The organism is Dyadobacter sp. SG02 (assembly GCF_900109045.1).
Taxonomy (GTDB): Bacteria; Bacteroidota; Bacteroidia; order Cytophagales; family Spirosomataceae; genus Dyadobacter.
The window spans coordinates 352541-377751 of sequence record NZ_FNYL01000002.1 but is presented as its reverse complement, the minus strand read 5'-3'; the positions used below and the strand labels follow the sequence as shown (position 1 = coordinate 377751).

Below are 25211 nucleotides of genomic sequence, written 5' to 3'. Positions count from 1 at the left end.
CTTGGTCATGGGCGTCCGTCCATGCAGCAATCGTTTACAAATCCCAAGCCGTTATGATCAAACGCTACCTGTTTTTTTGCCACTTCGCTTTGCTACCTGCGCTTTCGGCGCAAGCGCAGTTTACAGCCGGGGCCGAGGGGCTCTTTATTGCCCAGGATACGCAGGTATCCATAGACAGCCTCACCCTGGAACCCAGCGCCGGGTTCTCGCTCGCGTCGCAGACGCTCACGATCTCTCACATACCTGTTCCGGGAGTGCCCCCGAGTATCCGGCGCGTGTACAGTTTTACGACGCCGGTCGATTTTGCCGGTATTATGGGTTTCTTTTTCCAGCCTGCCGAACTCAACGGCAATAACGAGAGTACTTTGCAGCTCGCACACGGCAACACCAACTTCGTTTCGGTTGCGGGCAGCACGGTCGATATTACCCGGCATTATATTTCCAATACGCTGCCGCTAACCAATTTCACCTCCCTTACGGCTGCGCAAGAGGATGCATTGCCTGTCCGCCTGATCGGCTTTGAGGTAAAAAGATTGGAAAACCGGACGGTGCTTTCCTGGCGAACTTCCGAGGAAGAGAACAGCGACTACTTCGAAATCCAGCAAAGCGAGGATTCCCGGAACTGGGCGGCGCTGGGCACGGTGAAAGCCGCCTCCGAAAGCGTTACGCTCCGCGAATACACATTCAACGACCTTGTACAAAGATACGGGACGCAGTATTACCGCCTCAAAATGGTGGACAAGGACGGGAGCTTTGCGTACAGTACTATCCGTCACCTGCGGTTTGAAGATCCGGCAGTAATAAGCGCTTATCCGAACCCCGTGGTGGACAAGTTACGGATCGGCTCTAACGAGGCCCTCGCCAGGGTTACAATGACCGATCTGACCGGCCGCCTGGTGCTCGAACTGACCAAACCCGAGCCCGGCCAGGAGTTCAGTTTGAAAAATTACCCGGCCGGCATGTACCTGATACAGGTAAAAACCGCCACCGGCAGATCCCAGGCTATCAAAATCATTAAACAGTAAAAACCCATTTCCATGAAAAGAAACTTTATTCTCCATACGCTCACAGCCCCTCTGAGATCGAAAGCGGCGCCGCTTGCCGCATTGTTTGCCTCACTGGCCTTCGCAGCGAATGCACAGGTCGGAATCGGCACCCTCACCCCGGATGCGAGTGCGCAGCTCGATGTGAAATCCGATTCGAAAGGTGTTCTGGTCCCACGCCTCACGTCTGCCCAGCGGACAGGCATTCCCGCCCCGGCCGACGGCTTGCTGGTGTATGATACCGATACCAAAAGCTTCTGGTTTTTCAAAAGCGGCACAGGCTGGGCAAAAATCGACCCGGAGACGCTTGCATTGCCCTACGCAGGCACCGAGACTAACGCGGGAACCTTGTTTTCGGTCACCAACCAGGGTGCCGGCGCAGCACTGGAAGGCGTAGCGGGCACTGCGGGGCCGGCAGGCCGCTTTCTGAACACGAATGCCGCGAACACCGAAGGCAATGTGGTCACCGTCGAAACCAACGGAAGTGGAAATATTCCTGACCGTACAAAAGGGCACGCGGCATCTTTCCGGGTCAGCAACAGCGAAAGCGTGGCGGCAGCCGTGCGGGGCGAGGTAAATACCATATTCGGTAATTTCGGCGCAGCGGGTATCTTCGGTGTTTCTAACGGTACTGGTGGGTTGGCCGGATTATTCCATGCTTCGAACACGAATGGTAATGGCGCAGCTTTGGTCGCAATATCGGACGGCAATGGTATTGCCTTTCGGGCCAATGCGGCGAAGGGTAATGCTGTTGAGGCGAACGTCGACGCCACTGGCGATGCGATTTATGGCTGGGTACCCACCTTTGCAACTGGCCGGGCAGGTCACTTTGAGATTTATAACGAGGACAATGGAAATGATGCGATCACCGTGAAAACAGTAGGAAACGGTACCGCTGGGCGCTTCATCGTAGATCGTACCACAGGCACATCTCCGGCAGTATACGGAGAAGTCAACTCCATGTTTGCCAACTTAGGCACGGCCGGAATATATGGTAGATCTTCCGGGACAGCCGGTTATGCGGGGCTTTTCTATTCGTCTAACCCCTCCGGTAATGGCCCTGCCATGCTGGCTCTCACAGAAGGCAACGGAAATGGCCTCACGGCCAATGCCGGTGGCAGCGGGGACGGCGTCGAAGCCAGTGCTGATGGCGCCGGTAATGCTATCTCCGGTTTCATCCCGAATTTTGGTACGGGCAGGGCGGGAAGGTTTGCCAACAATAACGCAAACAACGGCAATCCCGCGGTACATGTCAGCAATGCGGGATCAGGACCTTCATTACTCGTCCAACATTCCGGCGGTGCCAGCGGCAACCTCGCCATATTTCAGAATAATACCGCGAATGTAGCCCGCATCAACAAAGCAGGAGTAGGTTTTTTTAACGGAGGAACCCAGAACAGCGGCGCCGACATCGCGGAGGCATTCGATGTGATCGACGAAGTTTCCGAATATGAACCCGGTGATGTGCTGAGCATTGCCACTTCCAAAGACCGTACCATCGAAAAAAGCGCAGGCGCCTATTCCGACCTCGTACTGGGCGTATACGCGACCAAACCGGGTGTGTTGCTGACGGAGGAAAATATCGACACCGACCTGACCGGAAAAGTGCCGATGGGCGTCGTAGGAGTAATTCCCACCAAAGTCTGCGGCGAAGGCGGCGCCATCCAGCGCGGTGATCTGTTGGTAACCTCGTCCACCCCCGGCGTGGCCATGAAAGCCGATAAAGCGAAAGTTCAGGCCGGACAAATCCTTGGTAAGGCATTGCAGAACTTCGATGGCGACGGAATCGGCAAAATCAATGTGTTTGTCAATGTTAAATAGGAACTTTAATCCATTATCTCATATGAAATGCTACCTCATCATCGCCCTTATCGCCTTCACAGGCCTGACGGCAAGCGCCCAAACCCGCTATAAAACAGACGAGCGTATGATCGACCAGTTTAAGAACGGAACAGTTCCCGGCCTTTTATTCAGCAAGTCGGTTCCTGCCCAAAAAGCGCCGGAGGCAAAGCCCGCAAACACAGAAAGCTTCGGCCGGCAGATTCGTAACAATGCGATACCGGGCGTATTATACAAAGAGACAATGACACCCGCACAACCTGCAACGGGACAGAACGTACAGGCCAGACCGGACACGTCTTCGGCTGGTACCAGGGCTGGTGTGAACCAAAAAGTGCCTCAAAAATCGCCGTTTAAGACAACGACTGATTAGAAAAGCAGAAGAAACGCAATTAGTAAAGGTCAGTTTCAGGGGTATGCAGTCGGCGAACCCATTGGAACTGACCTTTGTATTCACGGGGGCGGGCGACGAAGGAAACTTTTAGAATATCGGCTAACTCATCGAAATTTGGACGGTTAATTTATATTTGCATTTACAGCTATTCTATGTTCTAAGTCGAGCAACGTAAGTCACAGCTGTTTCCAGACAATGAACGGAAAGGTTTTAATCGTAGAGGACCAGTTTATCGAGGCCAACCACATTCAGATGGTCCTTGAAAAGGCGGGTTTTACGGTCATAGCCATCGCTCACGACATCCGATCGGCGCTGGAAATCATCGATCAGCAAACACCGGACCTGGTATTGCTCGATATTTATCTGAAAGGCAACCTGACCGGGATCGATCTCGCACGGATTCTCCGAAAGCAGAACATCGCATTTGTGTACCTCTCGGCGAACTCCTCGAAGGAAATCCTGGATGCGGCGAAAAGCACCCAGCCGTACGGGTTTCTGGTGAAGCCGTTCCGTGAAAAAGATATCCTGGTCACCCTGGACATTGCCCAGTACCTGCACCAGCAAAAGACGGAACTCGCCAAACCGCAACCGCCCTTAAACATTCCGGCCAACACACCACTCCCTACTATCGTGGGAAATAGCCCCGGCCTTTTACAGGTCATGGAAAAGGTACGGATCGCTTCGCCGTCCGACGTTTCCGTACTGATACTGGGCGAGAGCGGAACGGGGAAGGAAAAAATCGCCGAAAGCATTCACAATCTGTCCGAGCGGCGGAAACATCCGTTTGTCAGGGTTAATTGCGCTGCCTTACCGCCTGCGTTGATCGAATCGGAACTGTTCGGGCACGAGAAAGGTGCATTCACGGGTGCGTCCGAGCGCAGGCCCGGGAAGTTTGAAATGGCCCAGAAAGGAACCATATTCCTGGACGAAATCGGTGAAATGTCCCTGTCCATGCAGGTGAAGCTCCTGCATGTGTTACAAGAAAAGCAAGTCGACCGGATTGGCGGAAAGTCGCCGATCAATCTGAATATCAGAATCATAGCCGCTACAAACCGCAATCTCGAAAAGGAAGTGGCGGAGGGCAGGTTCCGACTGGATTTGTATTACCGGCTGAATGTCTTCCCGATCACCCTTCCGCCCTTACGCGAGCGCAAAGAGGACATTATGCCGCTGGCCGTTCATTTTGTCCGGATTTTCGCAGCCCGGTTTGGCAAAACGGTTTCAGGCTTCTCTCCCTCCGTTTCCAAACAGCTTTTAAACTACAACTGGCCCGGAAATATCCGCGAGCTGCAACACCTCGTCGAACGCAGCGTGCTGATGTGCCAGGGCGATACCATTACCAGCATCAGTTTGCTCAATGACAGCCAACCCGATGCAGCCTCGGATGCAGGCTCTTCCAGGATCAAATCCATGGAAGAGGTGGAACGCGAATACATTATCCAGGTTCTGCTGCAATGCGACGGACGCGTAGCCGGCACAGGCGGCGCGGCCGAACTGCTGGGGCTCAACGTGTCGACCCTCAACTCCCGGATGAAAAAACTCGGCATCGTCAAAAGCCACAAATTCTTCGCATAACCAAAGACCGGAGCACTTTTTTTTAATACCCCATAAAAAATACCGCCTTCATATGAATGCGGTATTTTTGGCTACAACTGTACCTTACCAATCATCCGGGGGGCGTGCCCAAGAGGGCGTCCCCGACTAGGCGTCCCCAAGTGGGCGTCCACCCCATGACTGCCTTATTCTTGTAATACAAAGTACCTGCTTCACGCATTGGTTATCAATGGCTAATGGGCGAATAATGTTGTACAATACGTGCCTGGACGAAAAGTTTCGGAAAGGCTCAAATGTCCGAAAAAGTACAATCAGTACCCCGAAATCAATGTTGAAGGGCAAAAGCGGTGTCGGTAGTTTTGCTTATCCCACCGGGGCATTATTACCTGCATTATTCACTTACTTAACTTCAAATTATCATGATCACCGAAACGATTGCATCACCTCCGATTGATTTTGCCGAAGACCCCCATTTGTCACCCGCCGTCAAGGAATTTTTAAAGCCGTTGAATGCCGGCGGACCGCCATTGGAAAGTTTGGCGGTGGAAGATGCCCGTAATGTGCTGGTGGCCGCCCAGGCGGCATTCGAGGTAGACCTTTCCGGCATATCGGAGGAAGAAAGGACTATTACCGAAGACGGTTTCGAAATAGTCCTGAACATTGTGCGCCCCGAAGGTGCGACAGGACCATTGCCGGTGTTCCTCTTCATTCACGGCGGCGGCTGGGTACTGGGCGACTACCCTACGCACAAGCGCATGGTGCGCGACCTGGTGACGCTCACGGGGTTCGCAGGGGTGTTTGTGAACTATTCCCGTGCCCCGGAGGCTAAATACCCGCAGCCTGTCCACGAAGTGTACGCAGTCGCCAAATGGGTGGCAGCCAATGGGAGTACCATCGGTCTCGACGGAACAAGGCTCGCGATTGTGGGCAATAGCGCGGGCGGAAACCTTTCGACGGCTGCCGTGCTCCTGGCCAAGTCCAAGGGAGGGCCTTCGTTTAAGACACAGATACTCTTCTGGCCGGTGACCGACGCCGATTTCGAGCGGCCGTCATTCAAAAAGTTCGGTACCCAGCGGTTTCTGACCGCGAGCCTGATGCAATGGATGTGGGACCAGTACATTTCACCCGACCAGCGGGACGAGATTTACGCGTCGCCTGCGCGGGCCACTGCCGAGCAGCTGCGCGGATTGCCGCCGACACTGATCCAGGTGGCGGAGAACGATATCCTGCTCGACGAGGGGGAAGCATACGGGCGCAAACTGAGCGAGGCCGGCGTGGAGGTTACGACCGTCCGCTACAATGATGTTATCCACGATTTCGGGCTTTTGAATGGCCTCGCAGAAATACCGCAAACCAGGGCATTGTTTGTCCAGGCGGCGCAGCAGTTGAAAAAATATCTTTCATAACCTCTTTCACTCAAATCCTTATGAAAACCAATACGGTACTTTTTGTTACAGGGGCGTTTGTGACACATCATTGCTGGGATGAATGGAGGGGTTATTTCGAAAATCGTGGTTATACAACCGTCGCGCCCGCATGGCCGTTCAAGGATGCGACGGCCGCCGAACTCCGCGCAAGGCAACCGCACGACACCGACCTGGCGCACCTGACGCTGGCCGAGCTCGTCGACCATTATGCGGATATTGCTAAAAGCTTTCCGGAGAAGCCTATTATCGTCGGCCATTCGCTGGGCGGGCTCATCACGCAGATCCTGTTGAACCGCGATCTGGCCGCCGCCGCCGTGGCGATCCACTCGGTACCGCCGCAAGGCATTATTCCCTACGAATTTTCATTCCTCAAATCGACATGGGGCGCATTGGGACTTTTCACTTCCCTGGACGAAACCTACCTGATGCCATTCGATACGTGGCAGTACGCATTCGTGAACGAGATGCCTTTGGAAGAGCAGCAAAAAGCGTACGACCTGTTCACCGCACCCGAATCCAAGCGGGTCGCCCGCGGGGGCCTGACGAGCGCTGCCGCGGTGGATTTTGATAAACCGCACGCACCGCTCCTGCTTACTTCGGGGTCGCTGGATAATATTATTCCCGCCCATTTGAACAACCGGAATTTCGAACGCTACAAAAAGAACGGCTCCGTTTTGGAATACAAGGAATTCCCCGGGCGTAACCATCACGTCCTGGCCCAGGCAGGCTGGGAAGCCGATGCAGACTATGTATTGGACTGGATCAAAAACTACTGACGAACGCTTCTCAACAAATGCAGTGCCTTTGCTCCTCCGCAAGGGCACTTTTTTTATGCACGATTCGGCCCGCTTACTATTGAAATATCGCAAGTCATTTAGCGCATTGTTGATATTTCGATAAAAATATAAGCGGTAAAATAGTTTAACCAATTGATTAACAGTAAATTACACATCTGGCATGGTATTAGCTTTTGAAAAGAAGAAACTCACCCATCAAAACGAAAGAGCTAACTATGAAAACCATCCCCTTACCCGCACCGTTTTTTCAGATTTTGCACGCCTTGGCCCGATTGATCGGGCTCCTCATTCACGACAGGCCGGTTATTATCTACATAAACGGCTCTACCAAATGAGAAGCGCATCCCAACCACTGCACCCGGAAGCAGATTTACTTTTGGTGCAGGCTATTCCGGCGGGAGAATCGGTGACGTATCCGAGCAGTTTATACAGGATTATCTGGGTTGAACCGGAGCGGAAAAACAATACCCGAAGCCTGTTTGTCGTACCACCCGGAAGCGCCATCGATATGCCCCTCGGGATGCATGTCAAAGGGTACGTACTCTCATTCCCCGAGGAATTTCTGCTCATGTTCGGCATTCAGGATTGCTACCCGTTTTTATCGAAGCCTGCGATGCCCGGTTTGTGCAAAGTCTCGGTCGATCTGCTGAACTGTCCGACCGGCAAAACGATAGAGCGTACGATGGCCAGTCTCAACGTACAATGCCAACGGTTACCCAAAGGCCATTTACTGCTCTCCGGGCTCCTGAAAATATTGCTCGTGTCGGTTTCCCGGATGTTTCAACAGCCCGACCAGGCCGATAGCGGTTGTGTGGACCAACAGCTGGTCCAGCGGTTTATGCATCTGGTTGCCCAGCACGACAAGGGCAAACTGAGTATGCGGGATTATGCCAGGGCATTGTCGATGCGGATCGACGTCTTGTCCGAAACCATTAAACGGGTTACGGGCCATCCGGCAAGCCATCATATACACCAACACATCATTCGCACGGCCAAGTATGCCGCTATCGGTTCGGGATCGACGATGAAGGAAGTCGCATACGGACTGGGTTTCAAGGACGTCGCCCATTTCAGCAAGTTTTTCCGAAATAAGGCCGGAATGACATTTTCGGATTACAAAAAGGCCTATCAGGTATTGTAACATGAAAAATTTAACCTACTCCATACCCCAGACCAGCTTCCGTACCGAATGCCTCGATTCCCGCAGCGCCGGCGATCCGGCACGTTCCAGCTTCCGGCAATCGGAAATGTTCGAGCTGATATGGATCAAAAAAGGCAAGGGAGCATTCACTGTGGACCTGGAAAACCGCCAGATCGCCGATAACACGCTGTTTTGTCTTTTTCCGGGCCAGATCAACCGGTTTACCGCCGGGCCCGATCTCGTCGGGTACAAGATCGCATTCTCCCGGGAGTTTCTTTGCGGGGAAAATGCGCTCCCCCACCTGCCACCGCACCTGGATTATGCGGGACGTTCGAGAAAGCTGGAAGTATTGCGGCTGAACCATGAAGCGCAAACGGAAGTCGAAAGTATTGTGGAAATGATCATATGGGAAAACGACAACCGGCAGCGCCTGTGGGCGCAAATGCTGCACGGCCTGCTGAAAGTGCTGATTGCGCATTTCCCCAGTAAATTCGGCGCTGCCGGGGTAGGCCAGTCGCTACGGACCGATTACCAGGTTTTCAACCGGTTTATGGGCCTGCTCGACCACAAATTCACCTTCCAGCGGCAGGTTTCCGCGTACGCGTCCGATCTCGCCGTTACGTCCAACTACCTGAGCGAAATCGTCAAGCGGGTTTCGGGTTATTCGGCCAGTTACCATATCCAGCAACGCGTGCTGCTGGAAGCACAGCGAAAGGCGGTCAGCAGCGGCGCTTCGATGAAATGCATTGCATTGGAACTCGGATTTGACGATCCTTCGACATTCAGCAAGTTCTTCAGAACGCTGACCGGGATTAATTTTTCCGATTTTCGAAAGACCTGGCATAAGGGCCCCGATCCGCGCCAGTAGCGGCCCGCTGGCACGCCCGGTGTTGTGCAATGGCCCGGAACCGGCTATATTCAAGCCGGGAATCTGGTCCTGAGCCGACGTTTGATCCCGACGGTATTACCCGCATTTCAACATTATACGGCCGCGCCTATGTCGACACCAGCTGATTTTGACCAAAAAATTCAGGAGTTAAGGATCAGACTGGCCGCGTCGGGCCTGTTTCCTTCTCCCGAACAGGGCTCTTCCTCGGAAAGCTCCCTCGATTGGCTAATCAGAATCGCAGGAAGGCTTTGTGAGCAACTGGAACGGGTACAGGAATTTAAAGGGCAGTTGGAGGAACAGCATTCGTATTTACTGGAAGAAGTAAAGGAAGGTTTTTCATACAACGACATCATCGGCTCCAGTGACGCAATGCAAACGGTCTTTCATTTGCTCTCGCAGGTGTCTTCTACCAATAGTACCGTGCTGCTGCTGGGGGAAACCGGGACCGGAAAGGAGCTTTTTGCACGGGCCATTCACAACTCGTCGGGCAGGCAACATCACCTGATGGTGAAGGTAAATTGCGCCGCACTGCCCGCCGAACTGGTCGAGAGCGAACTCTTCGGGCATGAAAAAGGCAGCTTTACCGGCGCGGTACAGAGGCGGATCGGAAAATTTGAGCTTGCCAACAAAGGGACACTTTTCCTGGACGAAATAGGCGAACTGTCGCCGGACATGCAGGCGAAATTACTCCGGGCCATCCAGGAGCGGGAAATCGAGCGGATTGGCGGGAAGGAAAGCATTACCGTCGACGTACGGATAATCGCGGCGACGAACCGAAACCTGTACGACGAAGTCCAGCATGGCCGCTTCCGCAGCGACCTGTTTTACCGGCTGAATGTCTTTCCGATATACCTCCCGCCATTGCGCGAGCGGCGCGACGATATTGTTTTGCTGGCAAAGCACTTCGTTGCACGCAATGCCACGAACAGCGGCAAAAAGATCAGCCGTATTTCCAGCAACGTGATCAAGCAGCTTCTCGCCTACCCCTGGCCGGGGAACGTGAGGGAGCTCGAACACCAGATGGAACGAAGTGTGTTAATGGCGAAAGGTAATATCATCACCGACGTACATTTGCCGGCATCGGGCGGCCCCCTTCATCCCCCGGCACCTTCTCTCTACGACAAAACCCACGCCGAAAACGAAAAGGACTACATCATCCAGATTCTCAATAAATGCAACGGCAAGGTCTACGGCCCCGGCGGCGCAGCGCAAATTCTGGGCTTGAAAGTAGGCACATTGAACTCGAAGATCAAAAAGCTGGGGATTAACAAGGAGCTCGTACTCGACAAGGGGCGCTAACGCCAGAAACTTTACAAATGATAAATGCTTTTAAACAGCATTTCTAATCGCTCTTCAAACTATCGAGCGGGTTAACGAGCGACGCTTTGACCGACTGGTAACTTACCGTCAGCAATGCGATGGCCACCGCCAGGACCGCCGCCAGCACGAAAATCCACCATTCGAGATTCACATGGTAGGCATATTCCTGCAACCATGTGCTGACGGCCCACCAGGCAACGGGGAAAGCGAGCAGATTGGAGATCAGGACAAGGATCAGAAAGTCTTTCGAAAGCAGCGTAGCGAGACTGAATGCCGTAGCGCCGAGCACTTTCCGGATTCCGATTTCTTTCACGCGCTGCTCCGCCGAATACGTTGCCAGTCCGAAAAGGCCCAGACATGCGATAAAGATCGCCGCGAGCGCTGTCCAGATCATCAGCGTTTGCCGACGGTGGTCTTCCATGTAAAACCGGGCAAGCTGGTCGTTCAGAAAATGGTATTCGAAAGGATCGTCGCCATCCGCCCGCACCATGGCCGCTTTCAACCGGTCCAGCGTCGCGGGGATGTTCGCAGCCTCGATTTTGGCCGTATAGTAGTCGATACCGTGAACAGGATTTCGGTTGTAGCCCAATACCAGCGGGGCTATTTTTTCCCTTAATGACTGAAAATGAAAGTCCCTGACAATGCCGATTACCTTCGCTTTAAATGGCGTTCCGTCGGTATTGACGGCTTCGAAATCGCCGCCGTTGGAAGATACTAGCGGTATTTCTACAAACTGGCCGGCAGGATCGGTGATGTTCAGCATCCTGGCAGCGGTTTCATTAAGGAGTACGGAAGTGGAATCGGAGGGGTTCACGAAATTACGACCGCTCACCAGCCTGACGTCATAAGTACTCAGAAAATCCTTATCCGCCCCGAAAAAATAGGCAACCGTCGGCTCTGTATGGTTTCCCTGCGCATGTATTTTGACGCGCCTGTAAGTTTTCCATTCCCCGGGCACTCTCGAAGTCACGGATACGCTTTTTACCGTGGGTATTGTGGCCATTTCGGCCTTGATCGCCTCGAAACCGGACCTTGCCTTGCTTGTGTTGACGTCGATCACGACGAGCAGGTCCTTATCGAAGCCAAGGTGGGTATTATTCATGAACCGCACTTGCCGGTAGAGCACAATCGTTCCGATGATCAGCACGATAGAAACCGTGAACTGGAACACGACCAGCCCTTTCCGTAACCCGAGGCTCCTGCCCTGGTTGATCTTCATTCCCTTCAACAACGCAACAGGTTTGAAACCGGAGAGTAACAGCGCCGGGTAGCTGCCCGAAATCAGGCCGATCAGGATTGTGGCGCCGATGGCCATGAGCCATATGCGGTAGTTTGTCGAAAAACCGAGCGTGAGTTCTTTTCCTGTAAAATCATTGAATGGCCCCAATGCCAGATTGAGCAAAAGTACCGCCAGGACGAACGAAAGGCCGGTGATGAGCAGGGCTTCGAATAAAAACTGGTAAACCAGGTTTTTCCTCACCGCCCCGATCGATTTACGCACGCCGATTTCCCTCGCGCGGTTGGAAGCTCTTGCCGTGGACAGGTTCATGTAATTAATGCCCGCGATGAACAGCACGAAAAGCGATACCAGCGAAAACATCCGTACATAAGCCGGATTTCCCTGCGGCATGGGCTCCACGTTGGTGTTCCTGGCCCCGTCGGTGATGTTTTCGGAATAGAGGTGTAAGTCTTTCAATGCCTGCAAACTGAAATGCAGGCTGGTACCTTTTTCGGGCTTGAAATTGGAAAGCACCAGGCGGGTCATTTTGGCGGATACCGTTTCAGGCTCCGCGTCGGCCCTTAACAATGCGTAAATGGCATAGCCGTTGGAAGACCAGTCGGTTGACGCGAAATTTCCTGAACCATCCGAATTACTCACCTCGGAAATTACATTGTTGAAGTCAAAGCTCGAATTACGCGGATGGTTTTTCAGAACGCCGGTGATTTTATGAGGGCTATCCAAATGGCCCCATTGCAGCTTTTTGCCCAGCACCTGCACGGTCCCGAATAGCCGCATGGCCAGGTCTTCATTGATGAGGATGGAATACGGCTCTTTTAATGCCGTCTTTTTGTCGCCGGAAATCAAAGGAAAGTCGAAGATTTGAAGGAAATCCTGGTCGACGACCGTCACCGTTTCCTGAAAATTCACCGGATTTTCGGGATCGACCAGGTTGGCGCGCCCGATACGCTTGATGCGGGTCGTATTTTCCACTTCCGGTATGCTCCGCTTCGATTCTTCCGCCAGATTGTAGCTGGCCGCCGCGATCGTCGTTTCGTCCCCCTTTACATTCTTGTGCTCCACCACCCGGTAAATCCGGTCCGCATTTGCATGCTGGCGGTCGAATGTCAGCTCATCGAACAGGTACAGCCCGATAAGCAGGAAGCAGGTCAGGCCGAAAGTCAGCCCGGCGACATTCAGTAAGGTGTAAAGTTTGTTGCGGACCAGCGTCCGGACCGCGACCGTGTAGTAGTTCCTGATCATATGTTTTCATGGCTAGGTGCTCTATGAAGATATGAAGAAATTACTGGATTATACAATGCACCAACAAATTTGGTTTGGCCGGGCCCATTTAAAAAGGCCGTCTTAAAATGATTCAAGACGGCCCCATTCTATAATGATAATTGTATCAGTAACCCGGATTCTGGGTCATTACCCCGGGGTTAAGTTCTACCTCGCTTTGCGGGACGGGGAAAAGCAACTTTTCGGTGGTCACCTGGTAGGCGTCGGGAGTCAGGTAATCTACCTCCTTTTTCAATGCTTCGCCAAATGCATTCATCACCTGGACGGCCTTGCCGCTTCTGACCAGATCGTGCCAGCGGTGGTTTTCAAAGGCCAGTTCCACGCGGCGCTCGTGCAGGATAATGTCGCGAAGCGCAGCCTGACCGGTCACCGTAACATCGGGCAGACCGGCTCTTGTGTGTACTGCATTCAGGCTCGCAAGCGGCGACTTACCCTGTTCATTCTGCACTTCCGCGAGCAGCAGCAATGCGTCGGCGTAGCGATAGATCGGGAAATTGTCGTTGGAGCCGGTCACGGCCACCAGCGGCGCGTGAACGTACTTTTTAATATACGGCACACCGATCTTTCCGGCAGCCGGTGTGTATCCGGTTACATTTTTGACCGCCGAATAGGTGAAAAGATCGCTGGAATTGTAGGTGCCCTCCGCGATGCCGATCGACGCTTCCAGGCGCTTGTCGTTCTTCTCGTAGGCATTGATCAGGTCGGTGGTAGGCGTGTTCCAGCCGCCGGTCGACGAATTGTTGATGGCAATACCGGTCACCAATGCGGTGGAAGTACTTCTGGGCAGGAAATGGAATGTCAGCGGATTAGGTGTGGTACCTGTAACGGTACCTTCCAGGAACTGAATGTCAAAGATCGATTCCTTTCCGTTTTTATTCGCAGGCAGGAATGCGTCGGCGTAGTCGGCGTGGAGGGCATAGCCCATTCCGGCCAATGTCGAAAGCAGGGTTTCCGCTTCCGCCCATTTTTTCTGCGTAGCATAAACTTCGGCCAGCAGCATCGTTGCCGCGCCTTTGGTAGCCTCGCCGCTCTGCGGGAACTTCGCGGGCGCTTCAAGTTTGGCAACGGCGTCTTTGGCATCGGAGATGACCTGGTTGTATACCTGTTCCGCCGATGAGCGCGGGAGGAATGCCTCGTCTGCTTTGGTGACCTCTTTCAGGAACAACGGCACGCCGCCGTAAAGCCGCACCAGTTTGAAATAATACCAGGCCCTCAAAAACTTGGCCTGACCATCGATATTGTTTTTAACGCTCTCTGCCAATGTCGACCCCGTCAACCGTTCTATCACGATATTGGTCCGCGAAATACCCGTGTAGCAATGTTGCCATACCGCATTGGTATACGAGTTGCTGGAATTGTCCTTGAAGTCGGCAATGTTTTCGCGGTGGATATAGGCCGTACCGCGGTTGCTCGGATACGACTGGTAAATGGTATTGTCCGACCGCATTTCCGACGTGAAGTAGTCGTTCACCAACACATCGCGCAGGGGCGCATACGCCGCGATCACGGCCTGGCGGAATTGCGCTTCCGTTTTGTAGAACGAGTCGCTGGTATAGGAATCTTCGGGTACCAGATCGATGAAGCTGTCGTTACAGGCGGTGAGCGTCAATGCGGCGACCACCAGCAGGGAATATATTCTTTTCATTGTTTTAGGCTGAGTCTGGTTATTTAAAAGTCGCGGAAAGGCCGAGTGAGAACGTGCGCGGTACCGGGTAGGCATTCTCGTCCACGCCTATCCCCAGCGTCGGATCGAGTCCGGCAAAGTTGATTTCGGGGTTCATTCCGGTGTATTTGGTGAGCACGAATGCTTGTTGTACCGATGCGTACACCCGCATATTGTTAAGCAGAAAGCCGTCTTTCAATTTGAAGCGGTAACCCACTGAAATGTTCTTGGCCGTGAGGTAGGAACCGTCTTCGACCCATTGCGAATTCACCTGGCGTCCCATGGCGGTTGTACCGGTCTTCGTGCGTGGATATGCGCCCGAGCCCGGGTTCTCGGGGGAGCGCCAGCGGTCGGCCGCGGCCGCGAGCATCACGCGCGAGCCGTCCATATTGGTCTGGTAGGCCCATTTGGCGGCATTCAGTATTTGATTGCCTACCGAGAAGGCCATGTGGATATTCAAATCGAAGTTTTTGTAGCTCAGCGAGTTGGTAATACCTCCGGTAAAAGTAGGGGTTGGATCGCCGATGAATGTGCGGTCGTTCACGTCGTCGATCACACCGTCGGGCGTGCCGTTCGGACCGCTGATATCGCGCACCTTGATCGTACCCACATCGGAAGCGCTTCCGTATTTGGCGGAACTGGCCAGGTCGGCCTCGTCCTTGTACAATCCTTCGAAGACAAACCCGTAGAACTCACCCAGGCGGTGTCCCTCCTGATGGCGGAAATAGTCGGAGCTTACGGTGTTGTTGCGACGGATGAATCCGGGCGACACCAACCGCTTGATCAGGTTACGGTCGAAGGAGAGGTTGAGGCTGGTATTCCATTTCAAAGGCCCCGTCAGGTTAGTGGTATTGATCGTCAGCTCGTGTCCCCACAATTTCAATTCCCCTACATTATAAAGGATTGAAGAAAAACCGGAAGCTTTCGGAATGGGACGCTGCTGGATCAGCCCGTCGGAGATTTTATTATAAAAATCGTAAGTAATGCTGATACGGTTTTTCAGGAACGACATTTCCAGACCAATGTCAAACTGCTTGTTGCGCTCCCAGGCGAGTTCCGAGTTGGAGAGCCTGTTAATGGTTTGTCCGGAAACCGAGTTGCCGTTCAACGCATAGTAGTAGTTTGCGATCGTCGCCTGCGCGTCGTAATTGCCGAATGCATTGTTCCCGGTAATGCCATAGCTCGCACGGAGTTTCAGGAAATCCAGGAACCTCACATTTTGCATGAATGCCTCGTCGCTCACGACCCACCCCGCCGACACGGACGGGAACGTGCCGTACTTCTGGTTGGCACCGAATTTGGAGGAACCATCCCGTCGGAATGCGGCTTGCAGCATATACCTGCCCTTGTAGTTGTAGTTAAGCCGCCCGATTGTCGATAGCAACGAATAGGCCCCGTAAGTACTGTTACCGGCCGAGATGGTCGTCGCCGCGGTCAGATAGGGAATATCGTCGGTCGTATAGCCCAATCCGGTAAGGGAGTTGTTCGTACCGCTGAACTTCTGAGCCGAATAGCCTGCCAGTACTTCCAGGTGATGGTCGGTCAGGAAACTTTTGTTCCAGACCAGGTTCCCTTCGGCGGTGTACGAGCCGTTGTCCACCGAGCTGCTGGTGCCTGTCGTTTGCCCTTGCGTGCCGGTAATAAGCCCCGGCTGAAAGTATTGCCGGGTTTCGGCGCCCTTATCCACGGCCACGTTACCGCGGAAGCTCAGGTTTTTGATGAATTCGTAATTCAGGTACGCGTTGGCCAGTATGCGGGTCGTCTTGTAATCGTCGCGGGTGAGCATGAACTGCGCGAGCGGGTTCACGTACGCTACCATACCGGGCGAATAGGTATCGCGCTCGAAGGTACCATCTGCTTTGTACGGAGAGATCAGCGGACTCGCTTCGAACACCCTTTCGAACCAGCCGCCCACGCCATCGGTCGAGGTGCGGTTGTTGTGGTCGAGGCGGTAGCTCGGTGCGAGGTTAAAACCGATTTTCAGCTTGTTGTCCGCCAGGGAAAGGTCCTGGTTAATGCGCAGGCTGAACAGTTTGGTGCTCGTGTTGACCAACACGCCCTGTTGCTCCTGATAACCGAAAACGACCGTCGAGGATGATTTTTCCCGCGCCGACTGAATGGTCAGGTCGTAGTTCTGGATGGGTGCGGTGCGCGTCAAAAGTTTGAACCAGTCGGTACCGGCCCCGTACTGCTCGGGATTTGCATAGGCGGGATCTACCGGAGTCTTGACCGGATCGAGCTTCTCGTATTTGACCCGGTCTTCCCAGCGCTCCTTCATAAACTGCGCAAAACCACGGGCGTCCATCATTTTCGGCACCCGGTTGCCGGGGATTTGCTGGATACCGTAATTGGCATTGAACTCTATTTTCGAATCGCCGGCCTTTGCGTGTTTGGTGGTGATCAGGATCACGCCATTGGCTGCTCGGGAACCGTACAATGCCGTGGCCGAAGCATCTTTCAGCACACTGAAACTCTCGATTTCGGATGGATTGATGTTGTTGATACTGCCTGTGACGGGAATTCCGTCGACGACGATCAGCGGCTGGTTGCTGGCAAAAAACGACGCCGCACCCCGGATACGAAACTCCACGCCCCGACCGGGCTGGCCGCTGCTCTGGGCGATCTGCACACCGGCTACCTTACCTTGCAACTGTTGGGCAAATTGCGGCACGGGCATATCCTGCAATGTAGCCGCCTCCACCTGCGCAATCGCGCCGGTAACCTCACGTTGCCGCTGTTTTCCATAGCTTACCGTTACGGCTTCCAGCTCATTGCTCCCCGACAATTTGAAATGCACGACCGTTTCCTTACCGGGAACGACACGGATTTTGCCTTGCTCGGATTTGGCATAGCCCACATAGGAGGCCGTGAGGGTGTAGGTACCCTCGGCCAGGTTCAATGCGTAGTTGCCCTGCGCATCGGAGAAAGTACCTGTGGTAGCACCCGATACCGACACGGAAGCACTCGGCAGCGGGCCGCTATCATCCGAAATGGTGCCTCGAACGACGCCGGTATTATTCTGCGCCCACACATGCGGCGACAACAAAAGCAACAATACGGCCGCCATCGAAGCTATGATCCGGCAGGCAAAAGGGGGTAGATACTTTATCATGGTTAAGTTTTAGAATTTACTTTCACTAAGGGCACAAAACTAGTATGGATATTTTAAGGAAATATTAACAATATGTAAACAAAATAAAACATATTAAACATTTTTAAATTAAAAAACCTTGATATTATAGGAATATACTCATGAAATATTTTCAAAATGTTTCATTTTGTTCAAAACAAGAAAGCAAAAGGCGGGTAATGGCGAAAGCGGGCGAATGGCTGCGAAGCATAGCGCAAAACAAAAAACCGCCTCAGTTTGTAACTGAGACGGTTTTAGTGGTTATTAGATCTTGCGATTCGGGATAGCTATCGAGAATATGTTATCTCTACGGTTAAAGCGCCGGTGATGGGCGTTTTTAGTGGTTGATATTTGACATATAAGCTATCGCCCGTCAATCCTCCAATACTCGTCAGCATCGGTTTTGTAATCGGAAGCAGGAAGCCCATTCCGTGTTGTGAAAAAAGCGTATCGTTGGAAACCTTCACCAGTGCCGTATCGGACAATGTTTCTACAAAGGAAATCCGGGCGGTCTCTGCCCTGTTTTCGTTAGCTACCGCAATCACAGTATCGCGGTTGAGGTCAATCACTTTAACCTGTCGCTGATCAAGGGGATCCGCCGGCCGCGAGTTCTCGCAAGACAGGCCCAAAGCACACGTTAATGTGGCGAGCGTAAGCGTATATACCGTTCCGAACTTACTCCGCAATCGCGATTCGTCTTTTTTCGAAAACTTTCCCGAGGACAGTGGTCCCATAACTTCTTATATTTCATTTGTAACCGAAAGAAACGAATCAAACATATGAAATTTTGGACTTCCTCTCTGCCATTACGGCACTAAATTTTGCGGAAGGCTACTAATACCGGTAACGGCAATGTTCCTGTAAAATACCTCCGCCCCTTCCGATTGTATCTGGATGCTGCCCTTGTTGAGTGGTAAAACTTTACCATCGACGACGTGACGTGTGTTCGTCAGGACATTGTTGACCTTTCCGTTGATCACATGGACGCACGTTCCGTTGAAACAGTAAAGATCGACGGTATTCCACTGACCGGAAGCTTTCTCGTTATCAGTGCTTTTAAGGCAGGTACGTCCGTTAGTCGTTTTGTCCTGGAATACCAGCGGAGAACTTCCCGCACTATACACATATTTCCCCTGTCCATTCTTCTTAGCCGTAATATCGGCCAAAACGTCCATAACGCCCCAGTAGTCGCCTGTATCGCCTTCCTGGATCTGATATTCAAACGATTCCATCCAAAGCATAGGCGTCCCGTGGTTTCCCGTGCTGTGGTAGAGCAGGCCGCTATCGCGGGGCTGATCGAGTTTTGGGGGCCATTTTTTCGTACCCCATTTAAATTCGAGGCGCAGGTGATAGTTTTCGAATTCTTCCAAAGTATTGATCCCGCCGAAAGTTTCGCCGGAAATTCGCATGGCGGGCTGACCGTCTTCGGTAACGACGGAAAACACGTGGCCCGGGTCGTTGTTCAGGCCAAGCGGTGGCAGCTTTTGGGATGAATTGGCAGCATACGGGGCATCCAGATAGGTTTCCCAACCCGAAAGGTCTTTACCGTTGAACAGGGAACGCCAGTTCTCCTTTTTGGTGGAAACCTGGGCGTAACTACCTTGAAAGGCTGTTATGCATACAAAAAGTAAAAGACTTAGCTTCAAAAAGTTGCGGCGGGTCGGCATGGGCTCAGGTTATGGTCAGTGACAAATATAAATACACATTCGCCGCCGACTTTGTATGGCCGTACTTAGAAACTGATGAGTACCTAAATTTCCCTATGGATACAATATTCTGATTTGAAGACCGATGGATGTAAATTTCAGGTTACGGCTCGTTACACCGCCAATGGGGTAACGAAGCTGCGGCTCGATGAGCAACGAATTCCGTGCATTTAACTTTTTTTCCAGCAGAAGTGAGGCGCTAACATAGGTCGCCGGTGCAAAAACGGCCCCGGTACTCCTGCCTCTCGACGGCTCTTCCCGTTGGGATGCCAGTCCCTGAACCTCCCTGACTTCCCCGTTGTACAGCGCCAGCGTAGTCGTAACTATTTTGTCCTTCTGATACAATTCTTTGTAGTGCTCGCCCCAATACACGGACGACGATACACCGAAAAGGCCGGACAGGCTGTATCCCGGCCTGGTACGGAGAGATATCTGAACATCGATCGGAATTTCAAGGTCCCACCAGCGGTAATCTCCCCGGCTGAGCCACCTGACCGCATTTTTGGAGAACTCCGGGGTTGCATTGCTCACGTACACGTGCTCGCGCATGAGGGCGAGACCGCCCCGCAGTGCGAATTTGGGCGTAATGGGAAATGTACCGGACACAGCGGGTCCCAAAGTAAGTCTGCTTTCGGAAGGTCCGGCATAGTTGGCCCGCACTGCCGGCCCGACACTGAGTTGAAAGCGACTACCGGTCCGATTGCTATCCCCGGCCATAAGCGTTTCACTTCTTCGAACGGACGGCAGCGGTAAGTTCACTTCATAGAGCGAAGGCCCTCTGTTTAACAGAACCTTCGACATTTCATGCAAGGCGGGTTCAGGCGCAGTAAACGCGATGACAGCATCGTAATGCAATGCCTGCGACAGCATTAACCTGGAAATTGCAGGTGGAGAATTTGGCAGTTTGGTATTTGATTTTCCGGATGTTGAAGCGCTGTTTATGACGACAGCCTTCTTATTTATTTTTCTTGAAATACCCACTCCGGCGGACGGAACGCTGCCGGCGTTTTCTGCTGGAATAATGACAGGCCCGGCGACGTGCTTTTGCCTTCCCCTTGGCCCCCTCCTCCCGGATTCCAGAAAGACCCATGTGCCGATCAAAACACCCAGAATGAACATTACCAGCACGCCGACGCGCAGGGCGCCCGCCAGTTTACGGTCTCTTTCCTTTTTGAGCCGGTGTTTTTCAAAAAGATGCCACGAGTCCTCCCGAAGCCCGCTTTCGAACCCTGCCAGCTTGTCCCTTACTTTCCGAACCCCTTCGTCATTCCCCATAATGGCTTCCAAATTTTCGTTGTAGCATCAGCGACTTTAACCGTTGCTTGCCCCGCGTCAGATAAGTCCGGCTGGTCGCGGCCGGGAACCCGAGCATCTCTCCTATCTCCTGATGGCTATATCCTTCGATTTCGTACAGATTGAATACCAGCCTCTGGCTTTCGGGAAGTTCCTGCAACAATCGGATAATCTCCTCCGCGGAAAGCTGGTCGATCACATCCCCGGCGATCGTCAGGTCTTCTTCGGCAACATCGGTAGCGATTTTTTCCAGCCGCCGACGCTCTTTACGGTAATGGTCGAGTGCCGTATTCACGACGATTCTCCTCAACCAGGCCCTGAAAACATGGATTTCCCGTGTGATCAGCATGTTTTCGAATACTTTCAGAAAACTGTCGTTCAAAATCTCCTGGGCCTGGTGGTCAGAACTGGCATACCTCAGGCAAATACCCATCACAAATCCATAAAAATGCCTGAATACCTTCTCCTGGCAACGCGCATCGCCTCGTCGACAGCCTTCGATCCATTCCGATTCCAGAAAATGTTGCGAAACAAGGGTATTCAAAGCAGGAGAAAATTTAATCGCCGGCTGCCCACATAGACAAGCCGGCGCGATTACCTTGTTTTTTACAGATTCGACACGTTCCCGTTCTCATCGACGACCTTGTCGGCCACCTTCGATCCATTGGACACGGTCACTGCAAAGTCGGTTGGATTAAATGAATCGCCTATCAGCTTTTTAAGGTCAACCTGCAAAGTATAGGAGCCTTTGGGATTGCAGGCGTCGTTGTTGCTCTCATTGGCTACGACCACATTGATCTGCTGCGGATAGGACAGCAGCACGATCCCGTTCCAGATTGTTTTGAAATCTTCCGCCGAACACCCGCCCTTCACGTCGATGGCCAGCGTGTTCCCGGTGAGCACAATGTTCGATATTTCGAAAGGTACGCCCTGAGAATCCGCCCGGCTTTTCATGATCCGATCGTAATCTCCGTTTAATTCACTTCCAGGATCGGGCTTAACATTCTGGTTGTTATGATCACATGCGCCGAATGCGAGCAACAACAGCATAAGCATTCCTTTTCCAAGCAGTCTGATATTTTTCATGGTTTGAATGGATTTGATTTCAAACACATGACGTACCCGCGTAAAGAAACGCTACAATGGAGCGGTAAACCCCGTTGAAAGGATGTTGGACAGAACAAAAAAAGGTCGCCCTGTTAGTTTAACAAGACGACCTTCAAGCAATAAAAACGACTTAAAATGCTATTTCACCAAAATCCGGTGCGAATAAGCCGCTCCATTGATATAATTGATTACCACCAGATAAATGCCTGGCTCTAACTGATGTACATCGAACGTCGCTTTGGCCGATGGTTGGGCCGAGGCTCTTTTCCGGCCGCTCTGATCGACGACGATCAATGACTTTACGTCTTTCCATGCGGGAAGGTCGACCGTCAACAGGTCCGATACCGGGTTGGGCGACATGACAATCTTCTCGCCACCACTCATCTGCACGGAACGTATCTGGCTGTACGCATAAGACTTATCGGCATCGACCATTTTAAGGCGGTACAAATTCTGGCCCCTCAGGGTATGCTCGTCTTTGAATGCATATTTCTGAATAGTCGATGAGAGGCCGGCCGCCGGTATCTGATCCAGTACCTGCCAGTTGACGCCGTCGCCGCTGCGCTGCACCTCGAAATAATCGCTGTTGCTCTCTTCCGATGTTGACCAGGAAAGCATTACCTGGCTTCCTTCCGTTGTTGCATTGAAGCTGATCAGGGTAACCGGCAAAGGAGGCGCCCAGTTAAGCTTATAAGTAACGTCCGCACTCGACAACCCCTGGGTGTCTACCACGTGGTAATCGAAACTGACGGAAGTACTGCCGATACCGGTGAATTTCACTGCCAGTGCCGATGGATCGTAGGTTAAAATCGTTAAGCTACTGGCAATAACGGGCGAGCCATTGTAAAGCAATGTATTTCCATTGAGCCCGCTGAAATTCGACAGTATAAATGTACGCCCCGCGCCCAGGCTGCCATCCTGAGGATCGGTTCCGCTCAAAGGCACCGGATTTCCATTCAGACCGTCCAATGGTATCGTGGAATCAAGCGCAGGCTTATCGATCGTCACGTTCTGCGCGTTCGCGGACGGAGGTGCAAGATACTGCACGGTTATGGTGGCCTGATCCGATTCACCCGTCACGTTTTCCGTCAGCGTATAGGTGATAGGCGTAGGATCGCCGGTAAAGCCGATCTCGGGAGAGAAGAACAGGAAAGCAAGTCCGTCAAAATTCCATGTCCCCTGGCCGGGAACAATCAATATGAACTGGTTACCCGGTATAGACGAATCGAGGTCGACCGTAGCAGCCAATGGAATAACCGGGCCGGTAGACAGCTGGTCATTAGCCAGAATCGCAATGCCGACCAGGCTTCCGGGCAGGTTCAGATTGGAAATATCATCGGTCGCCACCGGCTTAACCACAAAAGTAACCGTCACCGTGGCCGGAGCCGACACGTGACTCGCGTTGTCCGTCAATGTATAGGTGATAGGTGTCGGGGCACTGGTGAAACCGGCCTCGGGAGTGAATGTAAGTATACCGGTAAGGGCATCGTAACTCCAGGTGCCCTGGCCCGGAACCGCCAGTAGTTGTTGGATGTCCGGAACGGAAGGGCTGATATCGACAGAGACGTCTGTTGGAGTAGGAACGGAACCACTAGCCAGCAAGTCATTGGCGAGGATCAGGATCATTGCGGGACTTCCCGCTGCATTGTTAGCGGAAAAGTCATTGTTTGCCGTCAGCGCTCTTGCATATCTTATCGTCACCGTTGCCTGATCCGACAGGTTCGTAGCCAAGTCTGTGACCTTATAGGTCAGTGGTGTGGGGTCCTGCGTAAAGCCGGGATTGGGATTGAACGTGAGCATACCTAATATCATCTCATATGTCCAAAAACCTTCCCCGGGAGCAACAAAGAATATTTCCGGCAAGGGTGTGGAAGGATCGAGGTCAACCGTGGCCGAAAGCGATAAAAACGGGCCTCCATTAGACGTCAGGTCATTGGCCAGGATCATCACCGATACCGGAATTCCCGGTGTGTTATTATTGGAAACATCATCGGTTGCGGTCGGCCCGCCTGCATAAGTTACCGTCACCGTTGCCGGGTCCGATATGTCGGTTCCCACAGCCAATGTATAACTGATCGGTGTAGGATTACCGGCAAGTCCGGGTTCGGGAGCAAAACCGAGCACGCCTGTGACCGCATCGTAGCTCCACATACCTTGACCAGGCACGAGCAGGCCTGCCTGGGCTCCTGGTGTAACGGGATCAATATCCACGGAAACCATCCCGGGAAGAGGAATTAACCCGTTAGCCAGCAAGTCGTTGATCAGGATCGGGATTGATACGGGCGCTCCTGGTGTATTATTGCTGGAAACATCGTTGTTGGCGACCGACTTGGTCAGGTAGTCGATCGTGACTGTCGCCTGATCCGACTGGCCTGTGAGGTTTTCCGTCAATGTGTAAGTTATCGGTGTCGGATCGCCGATGAAGCCAGGGTCAGGAGTGAATGTCAGCGTACCTGTAATGTTGTAAAACCAGAATCCCTGGCCAAGAGCCAGGAGGACCGACTGGTCTCCGGGCGTGATGGCATCGATATCGACAATCGCCCCTATGGGCACAACCGGGAGTCCATTTCCCGTCAGGTCATTGTCCAGGATCTGAACCGATACAGGGCTTCCCGCTAAATTGTTGTTGGAAACATCATCATTCGCCGTCGGCTTGCTGACGTAATTAATCGTCACGGTACCCGGGTCCGATAGCCTGTTTGCGGCATCCGTGATTGTATAGGTAATGGGAGTGGGTGTATTGGTGAAACCGAGCAATGGGCTAAAAGTGAGTATCCCCGTGATGGCATCGTAGTTCCAGGAGCCTTCTGCGAGCGCAAGCAGGGTCTGTTGAGCCCCGGGAAAAAGAGGATCAATGTCCACAGTAACATCTGTCGGTGCCGGAGTAGTGCCGCTGATCAAAAAGTCATTACTCAGGATCGCGACAGTTATCGGGGCACCCGGTGCAACGCTGACAATGTCGCTGGTCACCGTCGGCTTGCCCAAATAGTGAATGGTGACCGTTGCCTGATCCGACAGTCCAGTGGAATTCTCTGTCAGGGTATAGGTAAGAGGCGTCGGATCACCGGTAAAACCCGGCACGGGCGTGAAAGTAAGCCCTCCCCCGAGCAGGTCGTAGAACCAACTGCCTTCGGTGGGCAGAAACAGGGAATTTTGATTTCCCGACTGCGAAGCGTCGATGTCGACCCTCGCCAACGGTGGAAATATCGGACCGGTCGAAAACGCATCATTGCCAAGGATAAAAACAAATACCATGCTTCCCGGCACATTGTTGTTTGAAACGTCGTCGTTGGCCACCGGCTCACCGGCTACGCCTGCATTTGCGGAAAAACTGACCAAAATGGCCGTCAAAAATGATAAAAGTTGCTTCATGGATATGGATTAGGA

18 protein-coding genes are annotated in these 25211 nt (G+C 52.8%); 9 read left to right on the top strand and 9 right to left on the bottom strand.

The window, feature by feature from the left end:
- The first annotated feature begins 53 nt into the window (after window positions 1-53).
- From BMW93_RS05255 to BMW93_RS05215, 9 genes are all read left to right on the top strand, one after another.
- Window positions 54-1025 (top strand): T9SS type A sorting domain-containing protein, encoded by a 972-nt coding sequence (locus BMW93_RS05255; protein WP_090374505.1) that lies wholly within the window; start codon window positions 54-56, stop codon window positions 1023-1025.
- Window positions 1026-1037: 12 nt separating this feature from the next.
- Complete coding sequence (locus BMW93_RS05250) at window positions 1038-2864, top strand: hypothetical protein (protein WP_229240215.1); 1827 nt, start codon at window positions 1038-1040, stop codon at window positions 2862-2864.
- Window positions 2865-2886: 22 nt separating this feature from the next.
- A complete protein-coding gene (locus tag BMW93_RS05245; RefSeq protein WP_090374150.1) occupies window positions 2887-3255 on the top strand; it encodes a hypothetical protein in 369 nt (122 codons plus the stop codon).
- A gap of 216 nt (window positions 3256-3471) precedes the next feature.
- Entirely contained in the window at window positions 3472-4851 is a 1380-nt protein-coding gene (locus tag BMW93_RS05240) for a sigma-54 dependent transcriptional regulator (protein ID WP_090374149.1), read from the top strand.
- A 398-nt stretch (window positions 4852-5249) separates the two neighbouring features.
- Window positions 5250-6236 (top strand): alpha/beta hydrolase, encoded by a 987-nt coding sequence (locus BMW93_RS05235; protein WP_090374148.1) that lies wholly within the window; start codon window positions 5250-5252, stop codon window positions 6234-6236.
- Window positions 6237-6256: 20 nt separating this feature from the next.
- Entirely contained in the window at window positions 6257-7033 is a 777-nt protein-coding gene (locus tag BMW93_RS05230; protein ID WP_090374147.1) for an alpha/beta hydrolase, read from the top strand.
- Between the two features lie 352 nt (window positions 7034-7385).
- Window positions 7386-8195: a helix-turn-helix domain-containing protein gene (locus BMW93_RS05225; RefSeq protein ID WP_177194012.1), complete on the top strand. Its 810-nt coding sequence runs from the start codon at window positions 7386-7388 to the stop codon at window positions 8193-8195.
- A 1-nt stretch (window position 8196) separates the two neighbouring features.
- Complete coding sequence (locus tag BMW93_RS05220) at window positions 8197-9063, top strand: helix-turn-helix domain-containing protein (RefSeq protein ID WP_090374145.1); 867 nt, start codon at window positions 8197-8199, stop codon at window positions 9061-9063.
- A 129-nt stretch (window positions 9064-9192) separates the two neighbouring features.
- Window positions 9193-10383, top strand: a complete 1191-nt coding sequence (locus BMW93_RS05215; RefSeq protein WP_090374144.1) for a sigma-54-dependent Fis family transcriptional regulator — start codon at window positions 9193-9195, stop codon at window positions 10381-10383.
- Between the two features lie 43 nt (window positions 10384-10426).
- On the opposite strand, the gene BMW93_RS05210 is transcribed toward BMW93_RS05215, so the two are convergent.
- From BMW93_RS05210 to BMW93_RS05170, 9 genes are all read right to left on the bottom strand, one after another.
- A complete protein-coding gene (locus tag BMW93_RS05210) occupies window positions 10427-12886 on the bottom strand; it encodes an ABC transporter permease (RefSeq protein WP_090374143.1) in 2460 nt (819 codons plus the stop codon).
- Window positions 12887-13031: 145 nt separating this feature from the next.
- Window positions 13032-14570, bottom strand: coding sequence for a RagB/SusD family nutrient uptake outer membrane protein (locus tag BMW93_RS05205; RefSeq protein ID WP_090374142.1), 1539 nt, complete (start codon window positions 14568-14570; stop codon window positions 13032-13034).
- Between the two features lie 19 nt (window positions 14571-14589).
- Window positions 14590-17700 (bottom strand): TonB-dependent receptor, encoded by a 3111-nt coding sequence (locus BMW93_RS05200; RefSeq protein WP_218147660.1) that lies wholly within the window; start codon window positions 17698-17700, stop codon window positions 14590-14592.
- A 305-nt stretch (window positions 17701-18005) separates the two neighbouring features.
- Window positions 18006-18452, bottom strand: coding sequence for a hypothetical protein (locus tag BMW93_RS05195; RefSeq protein WP_090374141.1), 447 nt, complete (start codon window positions 18450-18452; stop codon window positions 18006-18008).
- Window positions 18453-18524: 72 nt separating this feature from the next.
- The gene (locus tag BMW93_RS05190) at window positions 18525-19385 is read right to left on the bottom strand and encodes a DUF1080 domain-containing protein (RefSeq protein ID WP_090374140.1); all 861 of its coding nucleotides are present in this window, start codon (window positions 19383-19385) and stop codon (window positions 18525-18527) included.
- 93 nt (window positions 19386-19478) lie between these two features.
- A complete protein-coding gene (locus tag BMW93_RS05185) occupies window positions 19479-20699 on the bottom strand; it encodes a hypothetical protein (protein ID WP_090374139.1) in 1221 nt (406 codons plus the stop codon).
- Window positions 20689-21261, bottom strand: a complete 573-nt coding sequence (locus BMW93_RS05180; protein ID WP_143061597.1) for an RNA polymerase sigma factor — start codon at window positions 21259-21261, stop codon at window positions 20689-20691. The genes BMW93_RS05185 and BMW93_RS05180 overlap by 11 nt, the downstream gene beginning before the upstream one ends.
- A 62-nt stretch (window positions 21262-21323) precedes the next feature.
- Entirely contained in the window at window positions 21324-21803 is a 480-nt protein-coding gene (locus BMW93_RS05175; protein WP_090374138.1) for a hypothetical protein, read from the bottom strand.
- A 159-nt stretch (window positions 21804-21962) separates the two neighbouring features.
- On the bottom strand, window positions 21963-25196 hold the full coding sequence (locus BMW93_RS05170; RefSeq protein WP_090374137.1) for a T9SS type A sorting domain-containing protein: 3234 nt from the start codon (window positions 25194-25196) through the stop codon (window positions 21963-21965).
- Between the last annotated feature and the right edge of the window lie 15 nt (window positions 25197-25211).

Excerpts from the sequence above, each read along its gene's own strand:
- BMW93_RS05170 (WP_090374137.1), bottom strand. The coding sequence starts at position 25,196 with ATGAAGCAACTTTTATCATTTTTGACGGCCATTTTGGTCAGTTTTTCC.
- BMW93_RS05225 (WP_177194012.1), top strand. The coding sequence starts at position 7,386 with ATGAGAAGCGCATCCCAACCACTGCACCCGGAAGCAGATTTACTTTTG.
- BMW93_RS05235 (WP_090374148.1), top strand. The coding sequence starts at position 5,250 with ATGATCACCGAAACGATTGCATCACCTCCGATTGATTTTGCCGAAGAC.
- BMW93_RS05195 (WP_090374141.1), bottom strand. The coding sequence starts at position 18,452 with ATGGGACCACTGTCCTCGGGAAAGTTTTCGAAAAAAGACGAATCGCGA.
- BMW93_RS05230 (WP_090374147.1), top strand. The coding sequence starts at position 6,257 with ATGAAAACCAATACGGTACTTTTTGTTACAGGGGCGTTTGTGACACAT.
- BMW93_RS05210 (WP_090374143.1), bottom strand. The coding sequence starts at position 12,886 with ATGATCAGGAACTACTACACGGTCGCGGTCCGGACGCTGGTCCGCAAC.
- BMW93_RS05175 (WP_090374138.1), bottom strand. The coding sequence starts at position 21,803 with ATGAAAAATATCAGACTGCTTGGAAAAGGAATGCTTATGCTGTTGTTG.
- BMW93_RS05220 (WP_090374145.1), top strand. The coding sequence starts at position 8,197 with ATGAAAAATTTAACCTACTCCATACCCCAGACCAGCTTCCGTACCGAA.
- BMW93_RS05200 (WP_218147660.1), bottom strand. The coding sequence starts at position 17,700 with ATGATAAAGTATCTACCCCCTTTTGCCTGCCGGATCATAGCTTCGATG.
- BMW93_RS05185 (WP_090374139.1), bottom strand. The coding sequence starts at position 20,699 with ATGGGGAATGACGAAGGGGTTCGGAAAGTAAGGGACAAGCTGGCAGGG.
- BMW93_RS05245 (WP_090374150.1), top strand. The coding sequence starts at position 2,887 with ATGAAATGCTACCTCATCATCGCCCTTATCGCCTTCACAGGCCTGACG.
- BMW93_RS05215 (WP_090374144.1), top strand. The coding sequence starts at position 9,193 with ATGTCGACACCAGCTGATTTTGACCAAAAAATTCAGGAGTTAAGGATC.
- BMW93_RS05205 (WP_090374142.1), bottom strand. The coding sequence starts at position 14,570 with ATGAAAAGAATATATTCCCTGCTGGTGGTCGCCGCATTGACGCTCACC.
- BMW93_RS05250 (WP_229240215.1), top strand. The coding sequence starts at position 1,038 with ATGAAAAGAAACTTTATTCTCCATACGCTCACAGCCCCTCTGAGATCG.
- BMW93_RS05190 (WP_090374140.1), bottom strand. The coding sequence starts at position 19,385 with ATGCCGACCCGCCGCAACTTTTTGAAGCTAAGTCTTTTACTTTTTGTA.
- BMW93_RS05255 (WP_090374505.1), top strand. The coding sequence starts at position 54 with ATGATCAAACGCTACCTGTTTTTTTGCCACTTCGCTTTGCTACCTGCG.
- BMW93_RS05240 (WP_090374149.1), top strand. The coding sequence starts at position 3,472 with ATGAACGGAAAGGTTTTAATCGTAGAGGACCAGTTTATCGAGGCCAAC.